Here is a 23,465-nt window from a genome sequence, read left to right as displayed (position 1 = left end):
CCGCGCTCGGTCAGCTTGCCAAGATGACGCCAGCCTCAACGAGCACACGACGCACAGCCTTGCGGTCCACACCCATGCTCTGCGCGATCGCCCGCATCGAGATTCCGCCGAGGTGGAGCCGCACAGCCTCGGCCGCTTCGTCTACTCCGAGCCCCGGACGACGACGCCCGACGCGGCGCCGGGTCAGATGAGCCGACACGGTGGCGCGATGCACGCCGTACCTATCTGCCAACTCGTTGACCGTCGCGCCGTCGAGGTAGTCATCAACCAGACGGTCGACCTCAGCGGCGGTGAGAAAGGTTTGAAGATGTTCAATCCTCCGCACCACGGTGCCCCGAGAGTCCTCCATCGGGGTGGTTTCCGGGCGCTGAGACACCCGGTAGACGCCGCGCTTCCAGCGTGTGACCAGGGTCTTCGTGCGCGGGGTGAGGTTGGAGAACGTACTACGCAGGGACCCCAGTGAAAGCCGCTCTGGCTGTCTCCCGTCGTTGACGCGGACGAGCCGGAGGCGGTGGGCGAGCAGCGCTGGCCGGCGTTGGCCGATGATGGACGTGGTCCGGCTCCACGAGGCTGGGACGTCACGGTCAAGGTCCACGCACGCCGCCGGACCCAGGCCCAGTGGCTCGCGCTGGCTGCCCACAAGCCACTCGTGCAACGTTCTTCATTGTCGCCACACGGTCGGCCCGCACCCTCTGCTTAGCGCCGCGAGAACTTTGTAGAACGTTTTCCATCTGCGTAGAGTCCGTGGCATGACCACGCAGCGTCAACGCCTGACGCCCACCGCCGAACCCAACGGCCGGCGGGTCACGATCCTCGACGTCGCGACCAGGGCCGGCGTCTCCCCCTCTGCGGTGTCGAAGGTGGTGCGGAACGCCTACGGCGTGTCGCCCGCCATGCGGTCCCGGGTGCGCGCCGCCATCGACGACCTCGGCTACCGTCCCCACGCCGGGGCGCGGGCGATGCGTGGCCGGTCGTACTCCATCGGCGTCGTGGTGACGGACGTGGGCAGCCCGTTCCAGATCGACGTCGCCCACCGCATCGCCGTGGGGCTGGAGTCCACCCCGTACCAGGAGTCGATCACCTCGGGCGGCACATCCGCAGCTCAATACCGCAGCCGCATCGACGCGCTCGTGGACCGCCAGGTCGACGGGCTGGTCCTGGTCGCGCCCTGGATCGACCCGGCCGAGGTCGCGGAGATCGCCGCGACGGTCCCCGTCGTGACGGTGGCGCTGCACGGGACGACCACCGACTTCGACATGGTCGTGGACGACGAGGAGCTGGGCGCGCGGCTCGTGGTCAACCACCTCGTCGAGCTGGGGCATCGCCGCATCACGCTCACGAGCATGCCGAGCCTGGACTGGGAGGAGGGCTTCCGCCTCTCCCACACGGCCCGCCGCGATGGCTTCGAGCGGGCGGTCCGCGCGCACGGCCTCGAGCCGGACGTCATGGACGCCTGGTACTCCGAGGACGCAGGCTACGCGGCGACCCTCGCGGCCCTCGATCGGCCCCAGCCGCCCACGGCCATCTTCGCGGGCGCCGACATCGCAGCCCTCGGCGCGCTTCGGGCCGCCGACGAACGCGGGGTCCACGTCCCCGACGATCTCACCATCGTCGGTTATGACAACATCTTCGCCGCCTCGATCCCCCGGGTTTCCCTCACGACCGTCGACGCGTCCGGCGCCGTGACCGGCGACGCCGCACTGCGCTTGCTCCTGGAACGTATCGAGGGCCGCGAGCAGTCCGTGCAGTACGTGGTCGCCCCCCAACTCGTGGTCCGCGGCACCAGTGGGCCCGCCCCGGCGTCCCGCTGACCGACGCCACCGTCACACCTCAGCTAGCGAAGGAATCCTCATGAGCGAGACCTACCTGGACGCCGCCCTCCCACCCGAGGAGCGCGCGGCGGCGCTGCTCCCCCTCGTGAGCCTGGACGAGAAGATGGCGCAGGTGTCGTGCCTGTTCCCGCCCGACATCGCCGACCCCGCGATGATCGAGCGGGTCCGCCCCGGTGGCATCGGCCACGTGTCGGCGCTGGAGGCGCGGCTGGTCGAGCGCCTGCCCGACGTTGCGGCCGCCCAACGCCGGCTGCAGACCACGATCATGGACGCCGGCGAGCACCGCATCCCCGCCATCTTCCACATGGAGGGCGCCTGCGGGGCGTACCTCCCGGGCGCGACCAGCTTCCCCGTCCCCATCGGCCGGGGCGCCGGCTTCGACCCGGACCTGGAGGAGCAGATCGGCCGCGTGGTCGGCCGCCAGGAGCGGACGCTCGGCATCACGATGACGCTCGCCCCCGTGCTTGACGTGGCGTACGACCCGCGGTTCGGCCGGCACGGCGAGTCGTACGGGGAGGATCCGGCTCTGGCGTCCGCGCTCGGGGCGGCGTACACGCGCGGCGTCCAGGACGACGACGGGTCGGGCCGGGCCACGTACGCGGTGGCAAAGCACTTCGTGAGCTCCCACCAGGTGACCGGCGGCATCCACGGGGCGCATGTGGAGACGCCCACCAGGAACCTCATCGAGACCTACGCCACCCCCTTCCAGGCCGCCATCACCCTCGGCGGACTGCGCGGGGTCATGCCGTCCTACAACCTGGTCGACGGCACGCCCATGTCCGCGTCGGAGCGCCTGCTCAACGGGCTGCTGCGCCACGACATGGGGTTCACCGGGCTCGTCGTCTCCGACTACGGCGCGGTCGGGCAGATCCACGGGCTGCATCGCGTGGGCGAGTCCCCGGCCGCGGGCGGCGTCCTGGCCCTGCGCGCCGGCACGGACGTCGAGTTCCACGTCCCCGAGGCCTACGCCGACGAACTCAAGGGCTGGTTCGCCACCGGACGCGCGGACGCGGCCCTGCTCGACCGCGCCGTGCTCCGCGTCCTGGAGGCCAAGTTCCGGATGGGCCTGTTCGAGGACCCCTTCGCCCCCGAGGCCGACGTGCCCGAGCGCTTCGACGACGCGGACGCCTCGGCGATCGCGCTGCAATCGGCACGACAGTCGCTGGTGCTGCTCCGCAACGACGGCGTCCTCCCGCTCACGCCGTCCGGAGCCCGCAAGGTCGCGGTCATCGGCTGCCACGCGGCCTCGTCGCGATTCTTCTTCGGCGGCTACACCCACCTGTCGATGGCCGAGGGCATGTTCGCCGCCAACGCGAGCATGGCGGGCACCGTCGGGGAGACCAAGCAGCTCCAGCGGACCATCCCCGGCACCCAGATCCAACCCGACGACGACCCCGTCTTCGAGGACCTCGTCCACCGCATGTACCCCGGCATCCGGACGCTGCGCAACGAACTCGAGGCGCGCCTACCGAACGCCGAGGTCGCCTGGGCGTACGGCTACCCGATCGCCGGCCCCGACGACTCCGGGCATGCCGAGGCCCTCGCGCTCGCCGAGTCGGCCGACCTCGTCATCCTCACCCTCGGCGGCAAGCACGGCACGTCGTCCATCGCCGCGATGGGCGAGGGCGTGGACGCCACCGACATCAACCTGCCGCCCTGCCAGGACGCCCTCATCGAGAAGCTCGCCGCCCTCGGCAAGCCCCTCGTCGGCGTCCACATCGACGGGCGGCCCATCTCGAGCGACGTCGCCGACCGGCACCTCAACGCCATCGTCGAGGCCTGGAACCCCGCCGAGCACGGCGCCCGCGCCATCGTCGACCTCCTGCTCGGCGAGACCGACCCCAGCGGACGCCTGCCGGTCAGCGTCGCACGCACTGCGGGCCAGGTGCCCGTGGTGTACCGGCATCCACGCGGATCGGCGTGGCACCAAGGCGGCAGCATCGGGTTCGCCGACTACGTCGACTGCCCCCACACCCCGCGCTACCCCTTCGGACACGGGCTCACCTACACCACCTTCGCGTACGACGACCTGCGCATCGAGGCCGCCGAGGTCGCCCCCGACGACGCCGTGTCCGTCACGGTGCGGCTCACCAACACCGGCGAGCGCGCGGGAACCGAGGTCGTCCAGCTGTACGCAACCGACCGGTTCGCGTCCCTGGCGCGTCCCGTGCTGGAGCTGATCGGCTTCCGCCGGGTGACCCTGGAACCCGGCGCGAGCACCGACGTCACATTCCGATTCCCCGTCACCCAGCTGGCCTTCCTGGACGCCGACCTGCGCTGGGTGGTCGAAGCCGGGGAGATCGACCTGCTGGTCGGGGCGTCCTCGGAGGACATCCGCCTGCGCGGCGAGGTACGGATCGCGTCCGACGCCAACGTCGAGGGACGCGACCGCGGCTTCTTCGCCGCGACGAGCGAGGCTCAGGCGGTGCGGGAGCGCGCCGCCTCGAGCAGCTCGGCCTTCTGATCCCGCGTGCGAGCGAGCTCGGCGAGGTAGGAGGCCTTGTCGGCATCCACCTGGGCCTTCACCGCGGCCTGCTCGGCCAGCGCCGTGTCGCTGCCGTCGTTCTTGGCGGTACGCGCGGCGAGCTTGTCGGTGGCCGCGTTCTCGGCGATGGCGGTGCGGACGTTGTCCTCCGTCTCCGCCAGCGAGGTCTCCAAAGCGTCGACGCTCATCTGTTCGGCGAGCCGCGCGCGCAGGTCGAAGACGTCCCACTCCGGCTCCGGCCACCCCAGGTCCATCTCGATGAGCGTCTGGGTGAGGATCGACACGATGGCCGTCCGCGAATACCACTTCCGGTTGGCGGGGATGACGTACCACGGCGCGTGCTCGGTCGAGGTCCGGGCAAACACGTCGGCGTAGGCGGCCTGGTAGTCGTCCCACTTGGCGCGTGTGGTCAGGTCGTTCTCGCTGAACTTCCAGCGCTTGTCGGGCCGGTCGAGCCGCTCCATGAGCCGGACGCCCTGCTCGTCATGGCTCACCATGAGCGCGAACTTCAACACGATGGTGCCGGACTCGACCAGGTCGGCCTCGAAGGCGTTGATCTCGTCGTAGCGGGGCTCCCACTCCTTCTGCGGCACCAGGTCGTCGACGCGCACGACCAACACGTCCTCGTAGTGGCTGCGGTCGAACACGCCGATCCTGCCCGCCGGCGGCAGTGCCTTCTTGATGCGCCACAGGTAGTGGTGCTTGCGCTCCTCCTCGGTCGGCGGGCCGAACGAGCGCAGCGCCACCCCCTGGGGGTCGACCAGCGACATCACGTGGCGGGCCACGCCGCCCTTGCCCGCGGTGTCGAGGCCCTGCACCACGCACAGCACCGAGCGGGTGCCGCCGGCGCGCCCCTCGGCGTAGAGCCGCTCCTGCAGCTCGGACAGCAGCCCAGCCCGGTCCGCCATGAAGGCCTTGCCCTCGGCCTTGCCACCGTCGAAGCCCGGCTTGCCGCCCCGGTCGAAGCGGGCCAAGTCGAAATCCGGGCCCGCACGCAGCAGGTCACGGGGGTCGGCCTGCCACGGGTTGGGGGTGTTCAGTTCGTCCTTGCCCATGCTTCCTCCTCGAATCGGGATGCGGATGTGACCACCCATGCTAGGCGAGCCCTCCGTCATTCCCCCGAGCGCGTCCCTGCCTACGCGGCGCGTCGGCGGCGCGTCAGCACCCGGCCCACCCGGACCAGGACTGGGAAGAGCGCATCGCGGCGCCGGAGCCACGGGCCGAGGATCTCGCGGTAGGGCGTCCGCCCGGCCTGCGGCCCGAACAGCTTGCCCTCCACCTGCAGGACGTCGGAGCCCACCAGCTTGCCGAGCGCCCCGGCGATCCGGAAGGCGACCCCGGCGAAGCGGCGGGCTGGGTCAGGGTCGCGGACGTTCTCCATGAGGTGGTGGGCGTACTCCCCCAGCGCGGCCAGATCCGGCATGCGCTGGGTGCTGTAGTCGGTGAACGGCGTGGCCGAGCCGGACGCCATCTGCTCGGCCAGCAGGCAGCAGTCCTCCAGCCCCGAGTTGACGCCCTCCCCGGTGGGCGGGATGACGCCGTGGGCGGCGTCCCCGAGGAGCACGAGCCACTCGTCGACGTGCACGAAGGGGCAGCGCACGACGGCCCCCGTGAAGGAGCCGCGGCCGAAGAACGCGGCGTGATCGGCGTCGGTGAACAGCGGTGCGGCCTTCGCCGCGTGGGCGGTGACGTAGCGCTCGAGCGCGGCCACGTTCTCCGGCGTCGCCTCCGACGCACCCAGGAAGGCGGCCTCGTCGTCACCCTCGCGCAGCGACAGGGCCAGGCACCACACCCCGTTCTTCAGCGTGGAGGTGTAGATGCCCTTGTCGCTGAAGATGTAGTGGCAGGCCGGGTCCATGCCGGGAGCGGCGGCGTCCGGACGGGAGAACAGCACCCGGAACTGGACGCCCCACGGGTCCACGTCGGGGGTGAAAGCGGGCAGCTGTTCGGCGAGGGACGTCCGCGTCGCCGACCACACGCCGTCGGCCGCGACGACCCGGGCCCCGGACGCGTCCACCTCATGCGTCGCACCGTCGGCGTCCTCGAACAGCAGCCGCTTGCCCGCCACGTCGACGCGCGTGAGCCTGCGCCCGGTGGTGAGGGTGATGTGGGGGTTGGTCTCGGCGGCCTCCAACAGCAGGGCGGTGAGGTGCGCACGGGTGGTGGCGAGCAGCGTGCCGCTGGGCAGCTCGGCCACCTGGCGGCGTCCCGCGTGGATCCGAAACGCGGCGACCACCTGGGCGTCGGCACGCAACCGTTCGAGCAGCGCGGGGTCGATGCGCCGCAGGGCCTCCTGGCCTCGCAGGTTCACACCGATCGGGTAGCTGTTGGCGTCCGACAGCGCGAGGGTCGCGTGGGACTCGTACACGGCGACCGGGCGGTTCTCACTCGCCAGCAACAGGGCCGCGGCCAGGCCCACGGGCCCGGCACCGATCACGACGACCGGCTCGGTCACAGCGTCATCCACCGACATGACACCTCCTTCTCTCGGGACCCTCATCGTCGCCACCGGGCGCGGGCCGGTCAAACCCGGGCGTCAGGTGGTCCAGGATGGTCACATGGCTGAGGGGCACGCCGTCCACGGGATGGCCGCGCGGGTGCGGCGCTTGGTGGACCAGCCCGGACGCTCGCAGGGCCCGGTCACCGAGCAGTTCGATCCGCGCGCGCTCGACGGCCGGGCCGTCGCGGGCGCCGAGGCCCACGGCAAGCACCTGCTGATCCACCTCCACGGCACCGATCTCAGCCCGCACCTGCACCTGGGCATGCACGGGGCGGTGTCGGTCCGGCAGCACCGGCGTGCACTCGGCCCGGACGGCCTCCCCCGCACCGACCCGCCCGACCCGGCCGGGCTCGCCTGGCGTCACCTCACGGCCACGCACCTGCTCGAGGTGACCCGCCCCACCGTCTGCGAGCTGCTGGACGCCGACGGTCGGGCCGCCCTCCACGCGCGCCTGGGCCCCGACCCGCTGCGCGACGACGCGGACCCGGCCGAGGCCATCGCCCGACTCCACGCGTCGCGGCGTGCCATCGGTGCCCTGCTGGTCGACCAGTCAGTCGTCTCCGGGATCGGCAACGTCTACCGCGCCGAACTGCTGTGGCGGGCGGGCCTCGACCCGCACACCCCCGGCAACGCCCTCGACCCCGACACGCTGCGCGCGCTGTGGGACGACGCCTTCGATCTCATGACGATCGGGCTGGGCGCCGGCTGGATCGTCGCCCACCCCACCCAGCTCGCGGACGCCCGGGCCCTGCTCGCCCGGGGTGAGGCCGTGCCGCGCTGGCCGAAGCGCTACGCGGTCTACCTGCGCCGCGGCGAACCTTGCCCGCGGTGCGGCACGCCGGTGGCGTCCGAACGCCTCGGCCTGCAGACCATGTACTGGTGCCCGGGCTGCCAGCAACAGCCGGCCTGACGCGACGACGCCCCAAGCCAGCGTGGACTCCGGCCCGTCCGCGGTGCAAGATGGGCCCGTGGGGCACCGGGCCCCACCGGGACCGGTCGTCGCTCCCCCCGGCGCGGGCGGACCCCTCCGACGGAAGGCCGCCCATGCCCGACCAGCACTCCCATCCGACCACGCTGACGGTGAACGGCGAACGCCACGACCTGGTGCTCGACCCCCGCGTGTCGGTGCTCGATGCGCTGCGCGACCGGCTGGGTGTCACGTCGGTGAAGAAGGGCTGCGACCACGGGCAGTGCGGGGCCTGCACGGTGATCGCCGACGGACGCCGCATCGTCAGCTGCCTGGCGCTGGCGGTCTCCTACGACGGCGCCGAGGTCACCACGGCCGCGGGGCTGGGGAGTGTCGGCGCGCTCGGCGCGCTGCAGGAGGCCTTCGTCGACCGCGACGCGCTCCAGTGCGGCTACTGCACCCCCGGGCAGGTCTGCTCCGCGGAGGCGATGTTGGCCGAGGCCGAGGCGGGCATGCCCTCGCACGTCACCGCCGACGTCGCCGCGCTCGACCCGGTGCGGCTGAGCCCCGAGGAGGTGCGGGAGCGCATGAGCGGCAACCTGTGCCGGTGCGGCGCCTACCCCAACATCGTGGACGCGATCCTCGACGTCGCCGGGGAACGGGGCCTGGCATGAAGGCCTTCGCGTACGCCCGGCCGGGTTCGATCGCCGAGGCCCTCGAGCTGGCCGGCGACGGCGACGACACCCAGACCGCGTACCTGGCCGGCGGTACCAACCTGGTGGACCACCTCCGTCTCGGCATCGCGCGCCCCGACACCCTGATCGACCTCAGCCGCCTGGACTTCGGCGGCGTCGAGGAGACCGCTGATGGTGGCCTGCGCATCGGCGCGAACGTCCGCAACGCCGACCTGGCGGCCGACCCCGCGCTGCGCCGCCGCTTCCCGTTCGTCAGCGAAGCCTTGCTCGCGGGGGCGTCCGGGCAGCTGCGGTCGATGGCCTCCACCGGGGGCAACCTGCTGCAGCGCACCCGCTGCGTCTACTTCCAGGACCGCTCGACGCCGTGCAACAAGCGCGAGCCCGGGTCCGGCTGCTCCGCCCTCGACGGCTACGGCACGTACAACGCCCTGATCGGCGCGTCCGAGCACTGCGTGGCGGTCCACCCCTCCGACCTGTGCGTTCCGCTCGCCGCGCTGGACGCGATCGTCCACGTCACCGGCCCCGGTGGTGAGCGGGCCATCCCGTTCGACCAGTTCCACCGGCTCCCGGGGGACGCCCCCGAGCGCGACACGACGCTGGAGGCGTCCGAGATCATCACGGCCGTGGAGATCTTGGCCCTGCCGTGGGCGTCGCGCTCGCGCTACCGCAAGGTGCGCGACCGCGCCTCGTACGCCTTCGCGCTGGTGTCGGTGGCGGCGGCGGTGGACGTCGCCGACGGCGTCGTCACCGATGTGCGGCTCGCGCTCGGCGGCGTCTCCCACAAACCCCACCGCGCCCGGGCGGCCGAGGACGCGCTGCGCGGCCAACCGGCCACCCCGGCGGCGTTCGAGGCGGCCATCGATGCCGAACTCGAGGCGGCGCGTCCGGGCAAGGACAACGCCTTCAAGGTGGGCCAGTTGCGGCGCACGACCGTCGCCGTCCTCACCGAACTCACCCAGACCGAGGGAGACCGGCCATGACCGCGACGCGCGACGCCCAGGGCCGATCGTCCGAATCGCCCGTGCTGCCCCTCCACGCCGCACCGGATCCGCAGCGGTCGGCCGGTCCGCGCGAACCCAGCGTGGGCACCGACCGGCGCCGGGTGGATGCGCCCCTCAAGGTCACCGGTACGGCCCCCTACGCCTACGAGCACCCGACCACGAATCCGTGTCACGTCTGGCCGGTGCTCTCCACGATCGCGCGCGGCACGATCATCGGCGTGGACGCGTCCCGCGCCGCCGCGGTGCCGGGGGTCATCCGGGTGCTGACCCACGCCGACGCACCCCGGCTGCGCGTCAAGGCCGACGCCGGCCTGTGGATCCTGCAGGGCCCCGAGGTGCACCACCGCGGCCAGATCATCGGCGGGGTCATCGCCGACACCCCCGAGGCGGCCCGCGAGGCCGCCGAACTCCTGGTGTTCACCTACGACGAGGCACCCTCGAAGGTCGAGCTCGACCCGGACGGCCCGGACGTGACCACCGCCAAGGTCGTGCTCATGCGGCCCGGGAGCGAGACCAAGGGTGACCCGGAGCAGGGCTGGGGCGAGGGCGTCCACCGCGTCGACGCGACGTACGAGCACACGGCGCAATACCACGCCCAGATGGAGCCGCACGCGGTCATCGCGACCTGGCACGAGGTCTCGCCGCTCGACGTGCGGGCCACGCGGCTCACGCTGCAGGACAGCAACCAGGGCCCGCTCCCGCACCGCCTGCTGCTCGCCCCCCTGCTCGGGCTGCTGCCGCACCAGCTCGACGTCAGCTCGCCCTACGTGGGCGGCGCGTTTGGCGGCAAGGCGTTCCCGCACCCCCACCTGGTGCTGGCCAGCCTCGCGGCCAAGATCGTGTCGCCGCGGCCGGTCAAGCTGGCCCTCACCCGGCAGCAGATGTTCAGCGTCGTCGGGCACCGGGCGGCGAGCAGCCAGCACGTGCGCCTGGCGGCGGACGCCGAGGGCCGGCTCACGATGGTCGAGCACGTGTCGACGCAGGCGGCGTCCCGGGTCAAGAACAGCGTCGACCACTCCTGCATGTCGACGCGCATGATGTACGCCACGCCGAACCGGCACACCGAGCACCGCGTCCTCGAGCTCGACGTGCCGCCCTCGACCTGGATGCGCGCGCCGGGCGACTTCACCGGCATGTTCGCCCTCGAGACGGCGCTCGACGAACTCGCGCACACCGCGGGGATCGACCCGGTGGACCTGCGCGTGCGCAACGAGCCGGACGTCGACCCCGAGAACGGCAAACCGTGGAGCACTCGGGCCCTCGTCGCCTGCCTGCAGCGGGGTGCGGAGCGCTTCGGCTGGGACGAGCGTCAGGCCCCGGGGCAGCGGCGCGACGGCGAGTGGCAGATCGGGCTCGGCATGGCGTCGGCGGTCTTCCCGAACATGCACATGGTCACGTTCGCCGCGAAGATCCTGTTCACCGGCGGCCGGTACGTCGTGCAGCTCCAGGCCTCCGACATCGGCACCGGCGCCCACACGGTGTTGGCGCAGATCGCGGCGGACGCGCTGGGCGTGGACCCGGATCTGGTGGTCACCGACATCGGACGCACGGGCACGCCGATGGCGATGGTGGCCGGCGGCAGCTCGGGCACCTACGAATGGGGCAACTCGGTCGTGGCGGCCTGCGAGGCGTTCCGCCGCAAGCACGGCCTGCACCCGGCCGAGGGCGCCTCGGCGACGGGCCGCAGTGGCCCGCCCAAGGGCTCGAACAAGTACTCCCGCAACGCGTTCGGCGCCCACTTCGCGGAGGTCGCGGTGAGCTCGGTCACCGACGAGGTGCGGGTGCGACGGCTGCTCGGGGTGTACGCCGCGGGCACGATCATCAACCCGAGGACGGCCCGCAGCCAGGTGATGGGCGGCATGATCATGGCGCTCTCGGGCGCCCTGCTGGAGGAGTCCTACCGCGACCCCCGGTTCGGGCACATCGCGAACGGCGACCTGGCGAGCTACCACGTCGCCGCGCACGCCGACGTGCCGCCCATCGACGTCGAGTTCCTGCCCGAGCACGACCCGTGGTTCGGAGCCAAGGGATCCAAGGGCATCGGCGAGATCGGCATGGTCGGGACGCCGGCCGCCCTCGGCAATGCCGTGTTCAACGCCACCGGGAAGCGACTGCGCAGCCTGCCCTTCACGCCCTCGGCGCTGGCCGAGGCGTGAGCACGCACGGTCTGCTGCTGGCGGCGGGGGCAGGCACGCGGTTCGGCGGGCCGAAGGCGCTGGCCCGGGACGCCGACGGCTCGGCCTGGCTGCTGCGCGCCCTGGCGGCGCTGCGCCCCTGCGCGGGGATCACGGTGGTTCTCGGGGCCGGGGCGTCGCAGGCCGCGGGTCTGGTGCCGCCGTCGGTGCGGGCTGTGCTCGCGGCTCGGTGGGCCGACGGCCTGGGGGCGTCGCTGCGCGCCGGGCTCGATGCGGTGGCCGCGTCCGACCACGACGCCGTGCTCGTCTCGCTCGTCGACCTGCCCGACGTGGACGCCCGGGTGACCCAGCGGGTGCTGGCTGCCGCCTCCGGCGCGTCGGCCCTGGCGCGGGCCACCTACGGCGGCGTGCCGGGTCACCCCGTCCTGCTGGGCCGCGCGCACTGGGACGGCGTGCTGGCCACCGCGGTCGGCGACCGGGGCGCCGGCTCCTACCTGGCCGCGCACATCGACCGGGTGCGGGGCGTCGAGTGTGGCGACCTGGCGAGCGGTGCCGACGTGGACGTCAACACCGGGGCGGGGCTGCGACCGGGGGGCGTCCGTGCGTGACGTGCTGCCCGAGCTGCTGGCGTGGTGGGACGCCGGCGCGACGGTCGCGCTCGCGACGGTGGTCGCGACGTTCCACTCCTCGCCGCGTCCGGCCGGCGCGGCCATGCTGGTCGGGCCGGACGCGACGGTGGTCGGCTCGGTGTCGGGCGGCTGCGTCGAGGGCGCGGTCTACGAGCTGGCCGGCTCCGTCGTGACCTCGGGGACGCCGGCCCTGCAGCGCTACGGCGTCTCCGACGACGACGCGTTCGCCGTCGGGTTGACGTGCGGGGGCGTCCTCGACGTGTTCGTGGCGCCGGTCTCACGGGAGACATTTCCCGAGCTGGGCGAGGTGGCGCGTCGGGTGGAGGCCGGCGAGCCGGTCGCGGTCGCGACCGTGATCGAGCACCCCGACCCCGGCTGGCTGGGTCGCCGGCGGGTGGTCACTGCGGACGCCGCCGACGCCGCCGCCGACGACGCCGCCGCGGACGCCATGGGTGGGTCGCTGGCGTCCAAGCGGGCCGATGGGGCCGTGGTCGACGACGCCCGGGGGCTGTTGGCGCTCGGCCAGAACGGCACGCTGACCTATGGCGCGGACGGCGAACGGCGCGGGGAGGGGCTGCGCGTCTTCGTCGAGTCGTTCGCGCCGCGGCCGCGGATGATCGTGTTCGGCGCAATCGACTTCGCGGCCGCGGTGGCGCGCATGGGCACCTTCCTCGGCTACCACGTCACCGTGTGCGACGCGCGGCCGGTCTTCGCGACTCGGGCGCGGTTCCCCGAGGCGGACGCCGTCGTCGTGGACTGGCCGCACCGCTACCTCGCCCACGAACGGGACGCCGGCCGCCTCGACGGGCGCACCGTCATCACCGTGCTCACCCACGACCCGAAGTTCGACGTGCCGCTGCTGGAGGTCGCCCTGCGCCTTCCCTCGCTGGCCTACCTCGGCGCCATGGGCAGCCGCCGCACCCACGAGAACCGGACGGCGCGGCTGCGCCAGGCCGGGGTGACGAAGGAGGAGCTGGCGCGGCTCGCGAGCCCGATCGGCCTCGACCTGGGCGGCCGCACCCCGGAGGAGACCGCCCTCTCCATCGCCGCCGAGATCGTGGCGGTGCGCTGGGGCGGCTCTGGGGAGCGACTGTCGTCGCGGGCGGGCCGGATCCACCGGGGGCCCGATCGGCAACCGCCAGCCGGTGCTCAACCGAGCATCGAGCGCAGCGTCCGCCGGTAGGTGGTGAAGGCGACTCGCCCCTCCTCGGTGAGTCGGGCGGACGTCGCGCGACCCTGCTTGCGGGTCAGGACGTACCCGGCGTCCTCGAGCTTGCGCAGGTGGGTGATCAGATTGCCAGCGGTGAGTTGGTGCAGACTCTGCAGGCGGCTGAAGGAGAGATCGTCACCGGGGCCCAGCGCGGCGAGCGTCACCATGATCCGTAACCGCACCGGGGCGTGGATCACGGGATCGAGCGGGTCAAGCACGCCGTCGCCTCGCGGCCAGACCGGCGGCCACGAGCAGTCCGCCGCCCCCGGCCACACCCGCGACCAACGGCGCCCAGACCGGCCCCGTCCAGCTGGCGACGCCCCCCACGGCGATGATGCCGACCCCGAGCCGGACCAGCAACGGGTCGTCCCACACCGCCCCGCTGAGCAGATACATCAACCCGGCAATGAGCACCGCCCCGGCGGTCATCATCACGCTGGCGGCCTCCGGCGTGCCGTACACGGCCACGCCGCCCGCCACCAGCACGAACCCGCCATAACCCACACCCCAGCCGAGGCCCAGCCGTGCGCCGGTGCGTGCCGTCCGGCCGCCGACACCCCGGGTGGCGCGGGTGGTCGCGATCGCGGTCACCACGCCTGCGACCAGCAACAACGCGAAGAACACCAGCGAACTCAACGTGCCGGGCGGGGTGTAGGTGGAGTGAGCGCGGACGTCGAGCCACAGCGCGAGGAATCCCACGAGCCAGGCGACGCCCCACGCCAGCAACTGCACCGGCAGGTTCACCGCCAAGGCTCGCCGCACACGGGACTCCTCATCCTCGATCATCCCCAGCGCCTCGCCCGGGTCGAAGGCTTCAGTCATGGCACGCCCCCCCTCACCTTGACCGCTCTCGCGCGACCTCATGTCCCGCCAACTTTGCGGTACAAACATGATCCTGCGGGGCCGCCGGTGGCGTCAAGGGTCGGCGTCACGGCCGGTCGGACCACCCCGCCCGTGCCACACTGCTGCCCATGAGCGACCCTTCCCCCGCCACGACGCCGTGGCCCGCCGGTCTGTCCGCGCCGGCCCGCCGGGCGCTGGAAGCCGCCGGGTACGCACGAACGTCCGACCTCACGCGGGCGCGCTTCATTGACCTCGCCGGGCTCCACGGCGTCGGGCCGAAGGCCCTCGACCTGCTCAGCGCCGCCCTGACCGAGGCAGGGCTCGACTTCGCCGAGCCCGCGCCGCGCAGCCAACAGCAGTGGCGCCGGGCGATGGGCACCGCACGGCCGGCGGGCACGGGCGAGGACGCGGCCCGCGAGGCGCGCCGCCGCAGCGCCGCCGCAGCGGGCGCGGCGTCCACACCGAAGGCGCCCCCGGTGGTGCTGGACGTGGGCGGCCGCGACGTGCGCATCTCCAGCCCGGACCGCGTGTACTTCCCCGAGACGGGCTGGACCAAGCTCGACGTGGTGCAGTACTACCTGGCGGTGGGGCCGGGGATCCTGCGCGCGCTGCGGGACCGGCCCACCATGCTGCACCGCTTTCCGAAGGGGTTGGCCGGGGAGAAGGTCTTCCAGAAGCGGCTGCCCTCGGGGGCCCCGCCGTGGGTCACCACCGTTCGCCTGCACTTCCCCCGCTTCGACCTGCACGCCGACGAGCTGTGCCCCACCGAGCTGGCAGAGATCGCCTGGGCGGGGCAGATGTCGACGGTGGAGTTCCACCCGTGGAACGTGCGCCGCTCCGACGTGGACGCCCCCGACGAGTGGCGCATCGACATCGACCCGATGCCCGACGCGGGCTGGGACCGCGTCGTGCGCGTGGCCGGGGCCGTGCGCGCCACCCTCGACGAGCTCGGCGTCACCGGTTACCCCAAGACCTCCGGCGGCAACGGCATCCACGTGTACGTGCGCATCCCGCCCGACCGCGGCTTTGCGGAGGTGCGCCGCGCCGCCTGGGCCTTTGCGGTCGCGGTGGAGGAGCGGCTGCCCGACGACGTCACCACCGCGTGGTGGCGACGCGACCGCCGACCCGACCAGGTGTTCCTCGACTACAACCAGAACGCCCGCGACCACACCCTCGCCAGCGCGTATTCTCTGCGCGGCAACCCGCGGGGCACGGTGTCGACGCCGTTCCGCTGGGACGAGCTGGACGCGCTCGACCCCCGCGACTTCACCCTGGCCACGGTGCCGGGCCGGTTCGCCGAGCTCGGCGACCTGATGGCCGGCATCGATGACGAAGCCTTCTCCCTCGATGCCCTCGTGGAGCAGGCGGATCGGCTCGAGGCCGACGGCCGCAGCATCGGCAGCCTGCCGGAACCGGGCTGACGGTGCACGATCGCGACAGGGCACAATGGTGCCCGTGCCTCGTGACCTGACCTCGTTCGACCGCGTCCGCCTCGCCGCGGGCACCGTTCTCGGGGACGCCGCCGCGTGGGCGTCCCGCCGGCTCGGCCGGGGCTCGGGCGCCTCGATCCGGGGCCAGATCCTCACGCGCGTCCAGCCGGACGCCTTCCGCCTGCTGCTCCGCGGCCGCCGCATCGCCGCGGTGACGGGCACGAACGGCAAGACGACCTCGACCCACCTCCTCGCCGCCGCGGTGCGCGAGGGGCTGGGGGCGGACGCCGCGCGCCTCGTCACCAACGCCGACGGGGCCAACCTGCACTACGGCATCGCGTCCGCGCTGGCCAAGGCGCCGAAGGCCGACACCGCCGTCCTCGAGACCGACGAGCGCGTGGTGGCCGACATGATCGCCCACGGCCGTCCCGAGGTGTTGGTGCTGCTCAACTTCAGCCGCGACCAGCTCGACCGCAACCACGAGATCAAGTTCCTCGGCCGCGCGTGGCGTGACTCCCTGACGGCAGCCGGGGACGCCGGCCCGGTGGTCATCGCGAACTCCGACGACCCCCTCGTGACGTGGGCGGCCGGTGCGGCGCGACGCGTCATCTGGGTCGACACCGCCAGCACGTGGGTCGCCGACGCGGCCCTGTGCCCCAACTGCGGTGACCTGCTCACCCGCGAGAACCCCAGCGCGGACGCCCCCACCGGACGGTGGGACTGCCCGGGCTGCGACCTCACCGAGCCGCAGGCCGACTACGTGGTGCGCGGCGACGCGGTCGAGCTGCCCGACCACACGGTCCGCGAGCTGACGCTGAACGTGCCCGGCAAGTTCAACGTCAGCAACGCGGCCATGGCGCTGGCGGCGGCCGTCGAGCTCGGTGTGCCCGTCTCCAAAGCCCTGACGGGGTTCCGCACCGTCCGCTCCCCCGCCGGCCGGTTCGCGGTGACCACGGTCAACGGCGTGGGCGTCCGCCTCGTGCTGAGCAAGAACCCGGCCGGCTGGGCCGAGTCGCTGCCGCTGCTCGAGACACCGACGGTGGTGCTGGCCATCGACTCGGTGGCGGCCGACGGCAAGGACGTGAGCTGGCTGTGGGACGTCGAGTTCGAGCAGCTGCGGGGCAAGAAGGTGATCTGCACCGGCCCGCGCGCCTACGACCTCGCCGTCCGGTTGGCCTACGCCGAGGTGGAGCACGAGGTGTCGGTGGACCTGACCGACGCCCTGCGGATCGCCTCGATCGCCCCCCAGCCGGTCGACCTCATCGCCACCTACACCCCCTTCCAGAAGCTCCTCAAGATGGCAGGCCTCCGATGACCGCTCCGGTGAAGATCGTCCTCGTCTACCAGTCGCTGCTCGGCATCTACGGCGACCAGGGCAACAGCCTCGTCCTGGCCCAGCGGCTGCGCTGGCGCGGCATCGACGCCGAGGTCGTGGTGGTCGAGCCCGGCGATCCGCTGCCGGCCGACGGCGCGATCTACTGCATGGGCGGCGGGGAGGACAACGCCCAGACCACGGCCGTCCGCGAGCTGACGAAGGACGGCTCGCTCTTCGCCGCGGTGGACGCCGGCGCCGTGGTGTTCGCGGTGTGCGCGGGTTACCAGATCTGCGGCCAGACGTTCACCATCGGCGAGACCGACGAGGTCCGTGAGGGCCTCGGCCTGCTCGACGTCACCACGACGCGCGGAGCCACCCGGGCCGTCGGGGAGATCCTGACCCGCTGGACGCGCCCCGACGGCTCGGAGTACCTGCTGTCCGGCTTCGAGAATCACGGCGGCTACACCCACCTCGGCCCGGACGCCACGCCGCTGGCCCGCGTCGAGCGCGGCATCGGCAATGCGGGCGACGGCACCGAGGGCGCCGTCCAGGGCCGCGTGATCGGCACCTACCCGCACGGACCGGTGCTGGCGCGCAACCCCGCCCTCGCCGACCACTTGCTCGGCCTGGCCCTCGACCGGGAGCTCGAACCGCTGGGCCGGGTGCAGTCCGTCCACGAAGGTCTCCGCCGCGAGCGCATCGCGTTCGTCCGGCGCTAGCTCCCGCGGTCGCGGCAACCGGGAGCGACCCGATTTCGTGAACACCGCGGCGGTGGGGTAACGTTCTTCTTCGCGCACCGCTAGCTCAACTGGCAGAGCAGCTGACTCTTAATCAGCGGGTTCAGGGTTCGAGTCCCTGGCGGTGTACCACTGGGGATCGGCCAGCGGTCCCAACCCGTTCACTGCGGAAGGTGCGATGTCCACCTCGGTGTGGGATCTCTACGGTGACGCGCTCCAGCGGCAGCCCCTCGTTGCACCCCCGTCACGCCGACGCGCGGCGTGGGCGTCCCTGTGGCGGTTCCGCACCTACCTGCGCCCCTACGCGTCCCGGTTCGTCATCATGTTCGTCGTCGCCCTGCTGGGCACGGGGGTCGGCATCGTGACGCCACTCATCGCGCGGGCCATCATCGACGGGCCGGTGGCGAACTCCGATCGGCCCGGGCTCTACGCCCTTGGCGCGCTGGCACTGGCCGTGGGCATCGTCGACGCGGTGTTGACGTTCATCCGCCGCTGGATCGTCTCGATCGGCACGTTGGGCGCCGAGACCGGCATCCGGCTCGACCTGTACGCCAAGCTGCAACGCCTGCCGCTGGGTTTCCACGGCCAGTGGGATTCGGGCCAGCTGCTCAGCCGGGTCATGAACGACCTGTCGACGATGCGGCGATTCCTCGGGTTCGGGCTGCTGTTCCTGATCCTCAACGTGTTGCAGATCACCGTCGTCACGATCCTGTTGATCGGCATGTACTGGCCGATGGGCGTCGTGGTCGCCGTGTCGGCCGTGCCGGTCGTCGCCCTGTGCCTGCTCAACGAGCGCGCCTACACCCGGCTGTCGCGCCGCATCCAGGACCAGACGGGCGACGTGGCGTCCTCGGTGGAGGAATCGGTGCAGGGGCTGCGCGTCATCAAGGCCTTCGGACGCGGCCGCCACATGTTCGCCGAGTTCGACGAGCGCGCCACCCGCCTGCGGGCCACCGCGCTCGAGCGGGTGCGCAACGTGAGCCGGTTCTGGACCTTCCTGGAGGTCATCCCCACCGTCACGCTCATCGCAGTGCTGGCCATCGGCGCGCTCGCCGCAGCGCAGGACCGGCTCACCCTCGGCACCCTGGTGGCCTTCATCACGCTCATGTTGTCGCTGATCTGGCCGGTGGCCGCGCTCGGCTTCCTGCTCAGCATGACCCAGGACGCAATGACCGCGGCCGACCGCGTCTGCGAGATCCTGGACGCCCCCGAGACGATCGTCGACGGCCCGCGCGTCCTGGACGCCCCCCGCGGCGCGCTGCGCTTCACCGACGTGGCGTTCCGCTTCCCGGACGCCGACGACGACGTCCTGCACGGCGTCAACCTCACCGTCGCGCCCGGCGAGACGGTCGCTCTGGTCGGCGGTACGGGCTCGGGCAAGTCGACCTTGACCGCCCTGGTGGCCCGGCTGGCGGACGTGACGGCGGGCTCGGTCACGATCGACGGCGTCGACGTCCGCGACCTGAAGCTCGCCCACCTGCGCTCCCTGGTGGCGACGGCGTTCGAGGATCCGACGCTGTTCTCCATGTCGGCCCGGGAGAACCTGACGCTGGGGCGTCCGGACGCCACCGAGGCCGAGATCGAACAGGCCCTCGAGGTCGCCCAGGCGCAGTTCGTCCACGACCTGCCCTGGGGGCTCGACACCCGCATCGGCGAGCAGGGCATGAGCCTGTCGGGCGGCCAGCGGCAGCGGCTCGCCCTGGCCCGCGCGATCCTCACCCGGCCGCGGGTGCTGGTGCTGGACGACACCCTGTCCGCCCTCGACATCCACACCGAGGCGCTGGTCGAGGAGGCGCTGCGCCGCGTCCTGGTGGGCGTCACCGGCATCGTCGTCGCCCACCGGGCCTCCACCGTGCTGCTGGCCGACCAGGTGGCCCTGCTGGAGTCGGGCACGATCACGCACGTCGGCACCCACGCCGAGCTGCTCGCCACCGTCCCCGAGTACCGCGAGCTGCTGAGCGCCGACTTCGATGCCGAGGCGGAGCTGGCATGAGCAGCGCCGCGCCCTCTCCCCAGGCCTCACCCCAGCCCTCATCCTCGCCGACGCCGCCGGACGACGACACCTCCTGGCGCGGCGTCGCGGCCGAGGAGAACGAGCAGGCCGCCGAGGCGGCCGGCGTCCAGCTCCGCGGCCGCAGCCGCCGGCTCCTCGGCGAGCTGTTGCGCCCCCATGTGCGGCTCCTGCCGGTGCTCATCGTGGCCCTGGTGCTCGAGAACGTCGCCCGGCTGAGCGCACCCCTGCTGGTGCAGCGCGGCATCGACCTGGGCATCCCGCCCCTCATGGCCGACCGGGGCCCGCGCATCCTGCTGGAGGTGTTGGCCGTCATGGGCGTCGCGGTGGTCGTGCAGACCGTGGCCCGCGTGTTCTTCCTGCGGCTGTTCGGCCGCATCGGTCAAGACATCCTGCTCGCGTTGCGCCGCCGCGTGTTCCGCCACTTCCAGCGCCTCGACGTCGCGTTCCACGACCGCTACACCTCGGGGCGGGCCGTCTCGCGGTTGACGTCCGACATGGACGCGATCGCCGAGCTGGTGGGGGGCGGCTTCGACGGGCTGGTCTCGGCGGTGCTGACGCTGCTGGGCGTCTCGGTGATGCTGCTCGTCCTCGACTGGCGCCTCGGCCTGGCGTGCCTGACGTCGGTGGTCTTCGTCGCGCTGCTCGTGCGCTGGTTCAGCACGGCCTCGGCCCGCACCTACCGGCGGGTGCGCGAGGCGTCCGCCCAGGTCATCGTGCACTTCGTGGAGTCGATGACCGGCATCCGGGCGGTGCAGGCCAACCGGCGCGAGCCACGCAACCAGGAGCTGTTCACCGGTCTGGCGGACCGCTACCGGGCGGTCAACGTCACCTCGTTCCGGCTCGTGGCGGTCTTCATGCCGGGCATCCGCGGCATCGGCAACGTCACAACCGGCCTGGTGCTGCTGCTCGGCGGCCTGTTCGTCCTCGAGGGCTCGATGACGGTCGGCGTGCTCACCGCCTTCCTGCTCTACCTGCGGCAGTTTTTCGAGCCGATGCAGGAGATCAGCCAGTTCTACAACACGTTCCAGTCGGCGATCTCGGCGCTGGAGAAGCTGTCGGGCGTCCTGGAGGAGGAGCCGGCGGTGGCCGAGCCGGCCTCGCCCACCCCGCTGCCCGACGCGTCGGGTGCGCTCGCGCTCACGGGAGTCGCGTTCTCCTACGTGGACGGCACCCCGGTGCTGCCGGGCCTCGACCTCGCGATCCCGGCCGGCCAGACGGTGGCCCTCGTGGGCACCACGGGGGCGGGCAAGACCACCATCGCCAAGCTGCTGTGCCGCTTCTACGACCCGAACGCCGGCCGCGTCACCCTCGACGGGGTCGACCTGCGCGATCTGGCGGACGCCGAGCTGCGCCGCCACGTCGTCATGGTGACGCAGGAGAACGTGATGTTCGCGGGCTCGGTGGCCGACAACATCCGCTTCGGACGGCCGGACGCCTCCGACGACGAGGTGACCGCCGCTGCCCGCGCCGTCGGCGCCGACGCCTTCATCGCCGCCCTGCCCGAGGGCTACGCCACCGACGTCGGCAAGCGCGGCGGCCGGCTCTCGGCGGGTCAACGGCAGCTCGTGGCCTTCGCGCGGGCATTCCTGGCCGACCCGGCCGTGCTGATCCTCGATGAGGCGACGAGCTCGCTCGACATCCCGTCCGAACGCGTGGTGCAGCGGGCCCTGCACACCGTGCTGGCCGACCGGACGGCCGTCATCATCGCGCACCGCCTGTCGACCGTCGAGATCGCCGACCGGGTGCTCGTGCTGGAGCACGGCCGGGTGGTGGAAGACGGATCGCCCGCCGGGCTGTTGGGCTCCGGCGGGCGATACGCGGCGCTCCACCGCTCGTGGATCGCGTCGTTGGGCTGACGGGCTACCCCTTGACGCCGCCCGCCAGCATGCCGCGGACGAAGAACCGCTGCAGCGCCAGGAAGACGATGACGGGCAGCAGCATGGCCACGAAGGCGCCCGCGGAGAGCAGGTGCCAGGCCTGGCCGCGGCTGCCGGCCATCTCGGCGATGGCCACCGTGATGGGGCGGTAGTCCGCGCGGGCGAAGGTCAGGCCGACCAGCAGGTCGTTCCACACCCACAGGAACTGGAAGATGCCGAACGAGGCGATCGCCGGCACCAACAGCGGCATGAGCACCTGGAAGAAGGTGCGCACGTGGCCGGCGCCATCCACCCGGGCCGCCTCGATGAGCGACCGCGGGATCTCCCGCATGAAGTTGTGCAGCAGGAAGATGGCGAGCGGCAGGCCGAAGATGGTGTGGGAGAGCCACACCGTCCAGTAGGTGCCGACGAGGCCGAACCGGACGTACTGGCTGAGCAGCGGGATGAGCGTGACCTGGATGGGCACGATCTGCAGCGCAAACACGGCGGCGAACAGCCAGTCGCGGCCCTTGAAGTCGATCCACGCGAACGCGTACGCGGCCAGCAGGGCCAGGATGATCGGGATGACCACCGAGGGGATCGTGATGATCAGCGAGTTCACGAACGGGCCGACGAGATCACCCGAGCCGGTGAGCACCGTCTCGTAGTTCTCCAGGGTGAACATCGGGTTGGTGAACGCCGTCCACCAACCGGTGCGCCGGATGGCGGACGGCTCGCGGAACGACGTGATCAGCAGCCCGGCGGTGGGGATCGTCCACACGACCGCGATGATGACGGCGATGGCGGACGCCGCGGGCGACGACAGCCGCGTCTTGCTGTCCTCCTTCCGCTGCTCGGCCCGCGTCAGCTTGCGGGTGGGGCCGTGGACGGCGACGGCGGTGTTGTCGGTCATCGCTCCCCCTCCGTGATGCGCATCTGGCGCACGTTGTAGATGATGATGGGCAGGACCAGCACGAACAGCAGGACGGCCAGTGCCGCGCCGATGCCGCCGGCCTGGCGTCCGAAGGTCTGGGTGTAGAACTCCAGGGCGACGATCGAGGTGTCGAACTGGCCGCCCGTCATGGTGCGGACGATGTCGAACGCCTTCAGGGTGGCCATGGCGATCGTGGTGATGACCACGATGATCGCGGGCCGGACGCTCGGCACCGTGATCTGCCAGAACATCCGCATGCCGGTCGCGCCGTCCATCTTGGCGGCCTCGATGGTCTCGTCGGGGATGGCCTTGATGGCGGCGGAGAGCACCGTCATGGCGAAACCGGTCTGGATCCAGATCATGACGACGATCAGGTAGAAGGTGTTGTACGGGGCGTCCAGCAGGAACTGTTGGGTGGGCACCCCACCCAGGCCGAGGAGCGCGTTGAGCAGGCCGACCTGGCCGTCGTAGACGAACTTCCAGATGATGCCCGCGCCCACCATGGAGATGGCCATGGGCAGGAAGACCAGGGTCTTGGCGAACTTCTCGAACCGGGTGCGGTCGACGAGGACGGCGTAGACGAGGCCGAGCGCGGTGGAGACCAGCGGCACGAGCAGCACCCAGAAGAAGGTGTTCCGCAGCACGATGAGGAACAGGTCCTGGCTGAAGACCGTGGCGTAGTTGTCAAGGCCGACGAAGGTCGACCCGTCGTTGGAGTACAGCGAGTTGCGCACCGTCATGATGGCGGGGATCAACAGGCCGAGCAGGATGAGCAGCAGCGCCGGCCCGAGGTAACCCAGGGCGGCGAACCAGCGCGGGAGGCTGGGGCGGTCGACCACCAGCAGAACCACGGCCATGACGGCGGCGAAGAGCGCGATCGCGACGAACATCACGATGAACTTCTCCACCGTGGTGTCCGGCTGCATGAGCCAGTCCATGGGG

General features: G+C 72.2%; 20 protein-coding genes and 1 tRNA gene. 14 read left to right on the top strand and 7 right to left on the bottom strand.

Translation table 11 applies throughout. The annotated features are described in order from the left end of the window. Positions 1-10: 10 nt before the first annotated feature. The gene (locus IFY26_RS13435) at positions 11-640 is read right to left on the bottom strand and encodes a helix-turn-helix domain-containing protein (protein ID WP_232549517.1); all 630 of its coding nucleotides are present in this window, start codon (positions 638-640) and stop codon (positions 11-13) included. Between the two features lie 109 nt (positions 641-749). On the opposite strand from IFY26_RS13435, the gene IFY26_RS13430 reads away from it, so the two are divergent. Both IFY26_RS13430 and IFY26_RS13425 read left to right on the top strand, forming a co-directional pair. Beyond that, the gene (locus tag IFY26_RS13430; RefSeq protein WP_232549516.1) at positions 750-1,811 is read left to right on the top strand and encodes a LacI family DNA-binding transcriptional regulator; all 1,062 of its coding nucleotides are present in this window, start codon (positions 750-752) and stop codon (positions 1,809-1,811) included. 40 nt (positions 1,812-1,851) lie between these two features. Beyond that, on the top strand, positions 1,852-4,296 hold the full coding sequence (locus tag IFY26_RS13425; protein WP_232549515.1) for a glycoside hydrolase family 3 N-terminal domain-containing protein: 2,445 nt from the start codon (positions 1,852-1,854) through the stop codon (positions 4,294-4,296). Here IFY26_RS13425 and IFY26_RS13420 read toward each other — a convergent pair. Together IFY26_RS13420 and IFY26_RS13415 are read right to left on the bottom strand one after the other, a co-directional pair. Beyond that, complete coding sequence (locus IFY26_RS13420) at positions 4,251-5,372, bottom strand: PPK2 family polyphosphate kinase (RefSeq protein ID WP_232549514.1); 1,122 nt, start codon at positions 5,370-5,372, stop codon at positions 4,251-4,253. The two genes, IFY26_RS13425 and IFY26_RS13420, sit on opposite strands and share 46 nt — an antisense overlap. Positions 5,373-5,452: 80 nt before the next feature. Beyond that, positions 5,453-6,790, bottom strand: coding sequence for an FAD-dependent oxidoreductase (locus IFY26_RS13415; RefSeq protein ID WP_232549513.1), 1,338 nt, complete (start codon positions 6,788-6,790; stop codon positions 5,453-5,455). A gap of 85 nt (positions 6,791-6,875) precedes the next feature. Here IFY26_RS13415 and IFY26_RS17960 point away from each other — a divergent pair, with 85 nt between their 5' ends. The 6 genes from IFY26_RS17960 (at position 6,876) to IFY26_RS13380 (ending at position 13,367) form a co-directional block, all read left to right on the top strand. Then, positions 6,876-7,727 carry an Fpg/Nei family DNA glycosylase gene (locus tag IFY26_RS17960; RefSeq protein ID WP_269779504.1) on the top strand — a complete coding sequence of 284 codons (852 nt, stop codon included), beginning with the start codon at positions 6,876-6,878 and terminating at the stop codon, positions 7,725-7,727. 134 nt (positions 7,728-7,861) lie between these two features. After that, complete coding sequence (locus IFY26_RS13400; protein ID WP_232549512.1) at positions 7,862-8,398, top strand: 2Fe-2S iron-sulfur cluster-binding protein; 537 nt, start codon at positions 7,862-7,864, stop codon at positions 8,396-8,398. After that, positions 8,395-9,399 (top strand): FAD binding domain-containing protein, encoded by a 1,005-nt coding sequence (locus tag IFY26_RS13395; RefSeq protein ID WP_232549511.1) that lies wholly within the window; start codon positions 8,395-8,397, stop codon positions 9,397-9,399. Before IFY26_RS13400 ends, IFY26_RS13395 begins: the two co-directional genes overlap by 4 nt. Next, entirely contained in the window at positions 9,396-11,576 is a 2,181-nt protein-coding gene (locus IFY26_RS13390) for a xanthine dehydrogenase family protein molybdopterin-binding subunit (RefSeq protein ID WP_232549510.1), read from the top strand. Before IFY26_RS13395 ends, IFY26_RS13390 begins: the two co-directional genes overlap by 4 nt. Next, on the top strand, positions 11,573-12,163 hold the full coding sequence (locus IFY26_RS13385) for a nucleotidyltransferase family protein (RefSeq protein WP_232549509.1): 591 nt from the start codon (positions 11,573-11,575) through the stop codon (positions 12,161-12,163). The genes IFY26_RS13390 and IFY26_RS13385 overlap by 4 nt, the downstream gene beginning before the upstream one ends. Continuing rightward, on the top strand, positions 12,156-13,367 hold the full coding sequence (locus tag IFY26_RS13380; RefSeq protein ID WP_232549508.1) for an XdhC family protein: 1,212 nt from the start codon (positions 12,156-12,158) through the stop codon (positions 13,365-13,367). The genes IFY26_RS13385 and IFY26_RS13380 overlap by 8 nt, the downstream gene beginning before the upstream one ends. Here the strand turns inward: IFY26_RS13380 and IFY26_RS13375 are convergent. Continuing rightward, positions 13,334-13,612 carry a transcriptional regulator gene (locus IFY26_RS13375; RefSeq protein WP_232549507.1) on the bottom strand — a complete coding sequence of 93 codons (279 nt, stop codon included), beginning with the start codon at positions 13,610-13,612 and terminating at the stop codon, positions 13,334-13,336. The genes IFY26_RS13380 and IFY26_RS13375 overlap by 34 nt on opposite strands. Further along, complete coding sequence (locus IFY26_RS13370; protein ID WP_232549506.1) at positions 13,605-14,216, bottom strand: hypothetical protein; 612 nt, start codon at positions 14,214-14,216, stop codon at positions 13,605-13,607. The genes IFY26_RS13375 and IFY26_RS13370 overlap by 8 nt, the downstream gene beginning before the upstream one ends. A gap of 149 nt (positions 14,217-14,365) precedes the next feature. Between IFY26_RS13370 and ligD the strand changes: the two genes are divergently transcribed. The 6 genes from ligD (at position 14,366) to IFY26_RS13340 (ending at position 21,589) form a co-directional block, all read left to right on the top strand. Beyond that, positions 14,366-15,658 carry a non-homologous end-joining DNA ligase gene (gene ligD / locus IFY26_RS13365; protein WP_232549505.1) on the top strand — a complete coding sequence of 431 codons (1,293 nt, stop codon included), beginning with the start codon at positions 14,366-14,368 and terminating at the stop codon, positions 15,656-15,658. Between the two features lie 25 nt (positions 15,659-15,683). Further along, positions 15,684-16,982, top strand: coding sequence for a MurT ligase domain-containing protein (locus IFY26_RS13360; protein ID WP_416046579.1), 1,299 nt, complete (start codon positions 15,684-15,686; stop codon positions 16,980-16,982). After that, complete coding sequence (locus IFY26_RS13355) at positions 16,979-17,701, top strand: type 1 glutamine amidotransferase (RefSeq protein ID WP_232549504.1); 723 nt, start codon at positions 16,979-16,981, stop codon at positions 17,699-17,701. The genes IFY26_RS13360 and IFY26_RS13355 overlap by 4 nt, the downstream gene beginning before the upstream one ends. Before the next feature lie 74 nt (positions 17,702-17,775). Next, a tRNA-Lys gene (locus IFY26_RS13350) sits at positions 17,776-17,851 on the top strand. 46 nt (positions 17,852-17,897) lie between these two features. Next, entirely contained in the window at positions 17,898-19,712 is a 1,815-nt protein-coding gene (locus IFY26_RS13345; protein ID WP_232549503.1) for an ABC transporter ATP-binding protein, read from the top strand. Further along, positions 19,709-21,589, top strand: coding sequence for an ABC transporter ATP-binding protein (locus IFY26_RS13340; protein ID WP_232549502.1), 1,881 nt, complete (start codon positions 19,709-19,711; stop codon positions 21,587-21,589). The genes IFY26_RS13345 and IFY26_RS13340 overlap by 4 nt, the downstream gene beginning before the upstream one ends. A 4-nt stretch (positions 21,590-21,593) precedes the next feature. On the opposite strand, the gene IFY26_RS13335 is transcribed toward IFY26_RS13340, so the two are convergent. Together IFY26_RS13335 and IFY26_RS13330 are read right to left on the bottom strand one after the other, a co-directional pair. After that, positions 21,594-22,502, bottom strand: coding sequence for a carbohydrate ABC transporter permease (locus tag IFY26_RS13335; RefSeq protein ID WP_232549501.1), 909 nt, complete (start codon positions 22,500-22,502; stop codon positions 21,594-21,596). Then, positions 22,499-23,461 (bottom strand): carbohydrate ABC transporter permease, encoded by a 963-nt coding sequence (locus IFY26_RS13330; RefSeq protein WP_232549500.1) that lies wholly within the window; start codon positions 23,459-23,461, stop codon positions 22,499-22,501. Before IFY26_RS13330 ends, IFY26_RS13335 begins: the two co-directional genes overlap by 4 nt. Positions 23,462-23,465 lie beyond the last annotated feature (4 nt).

Origin of the sequence: Propioniciclava soli (genome assembly GCF_014858005.1) — a bacterium.
In the GTDB taxonomy this organism is placed as follows: Bacteria; Actinomycetota; Actinomycetes; order Propionibacteriales; family Propionibacteriaceae; genus Propioniciclava; species Propioniciclava soli.
This window is presented reverse-complemented; position numbering and strand designations above follow the sequence as displayed.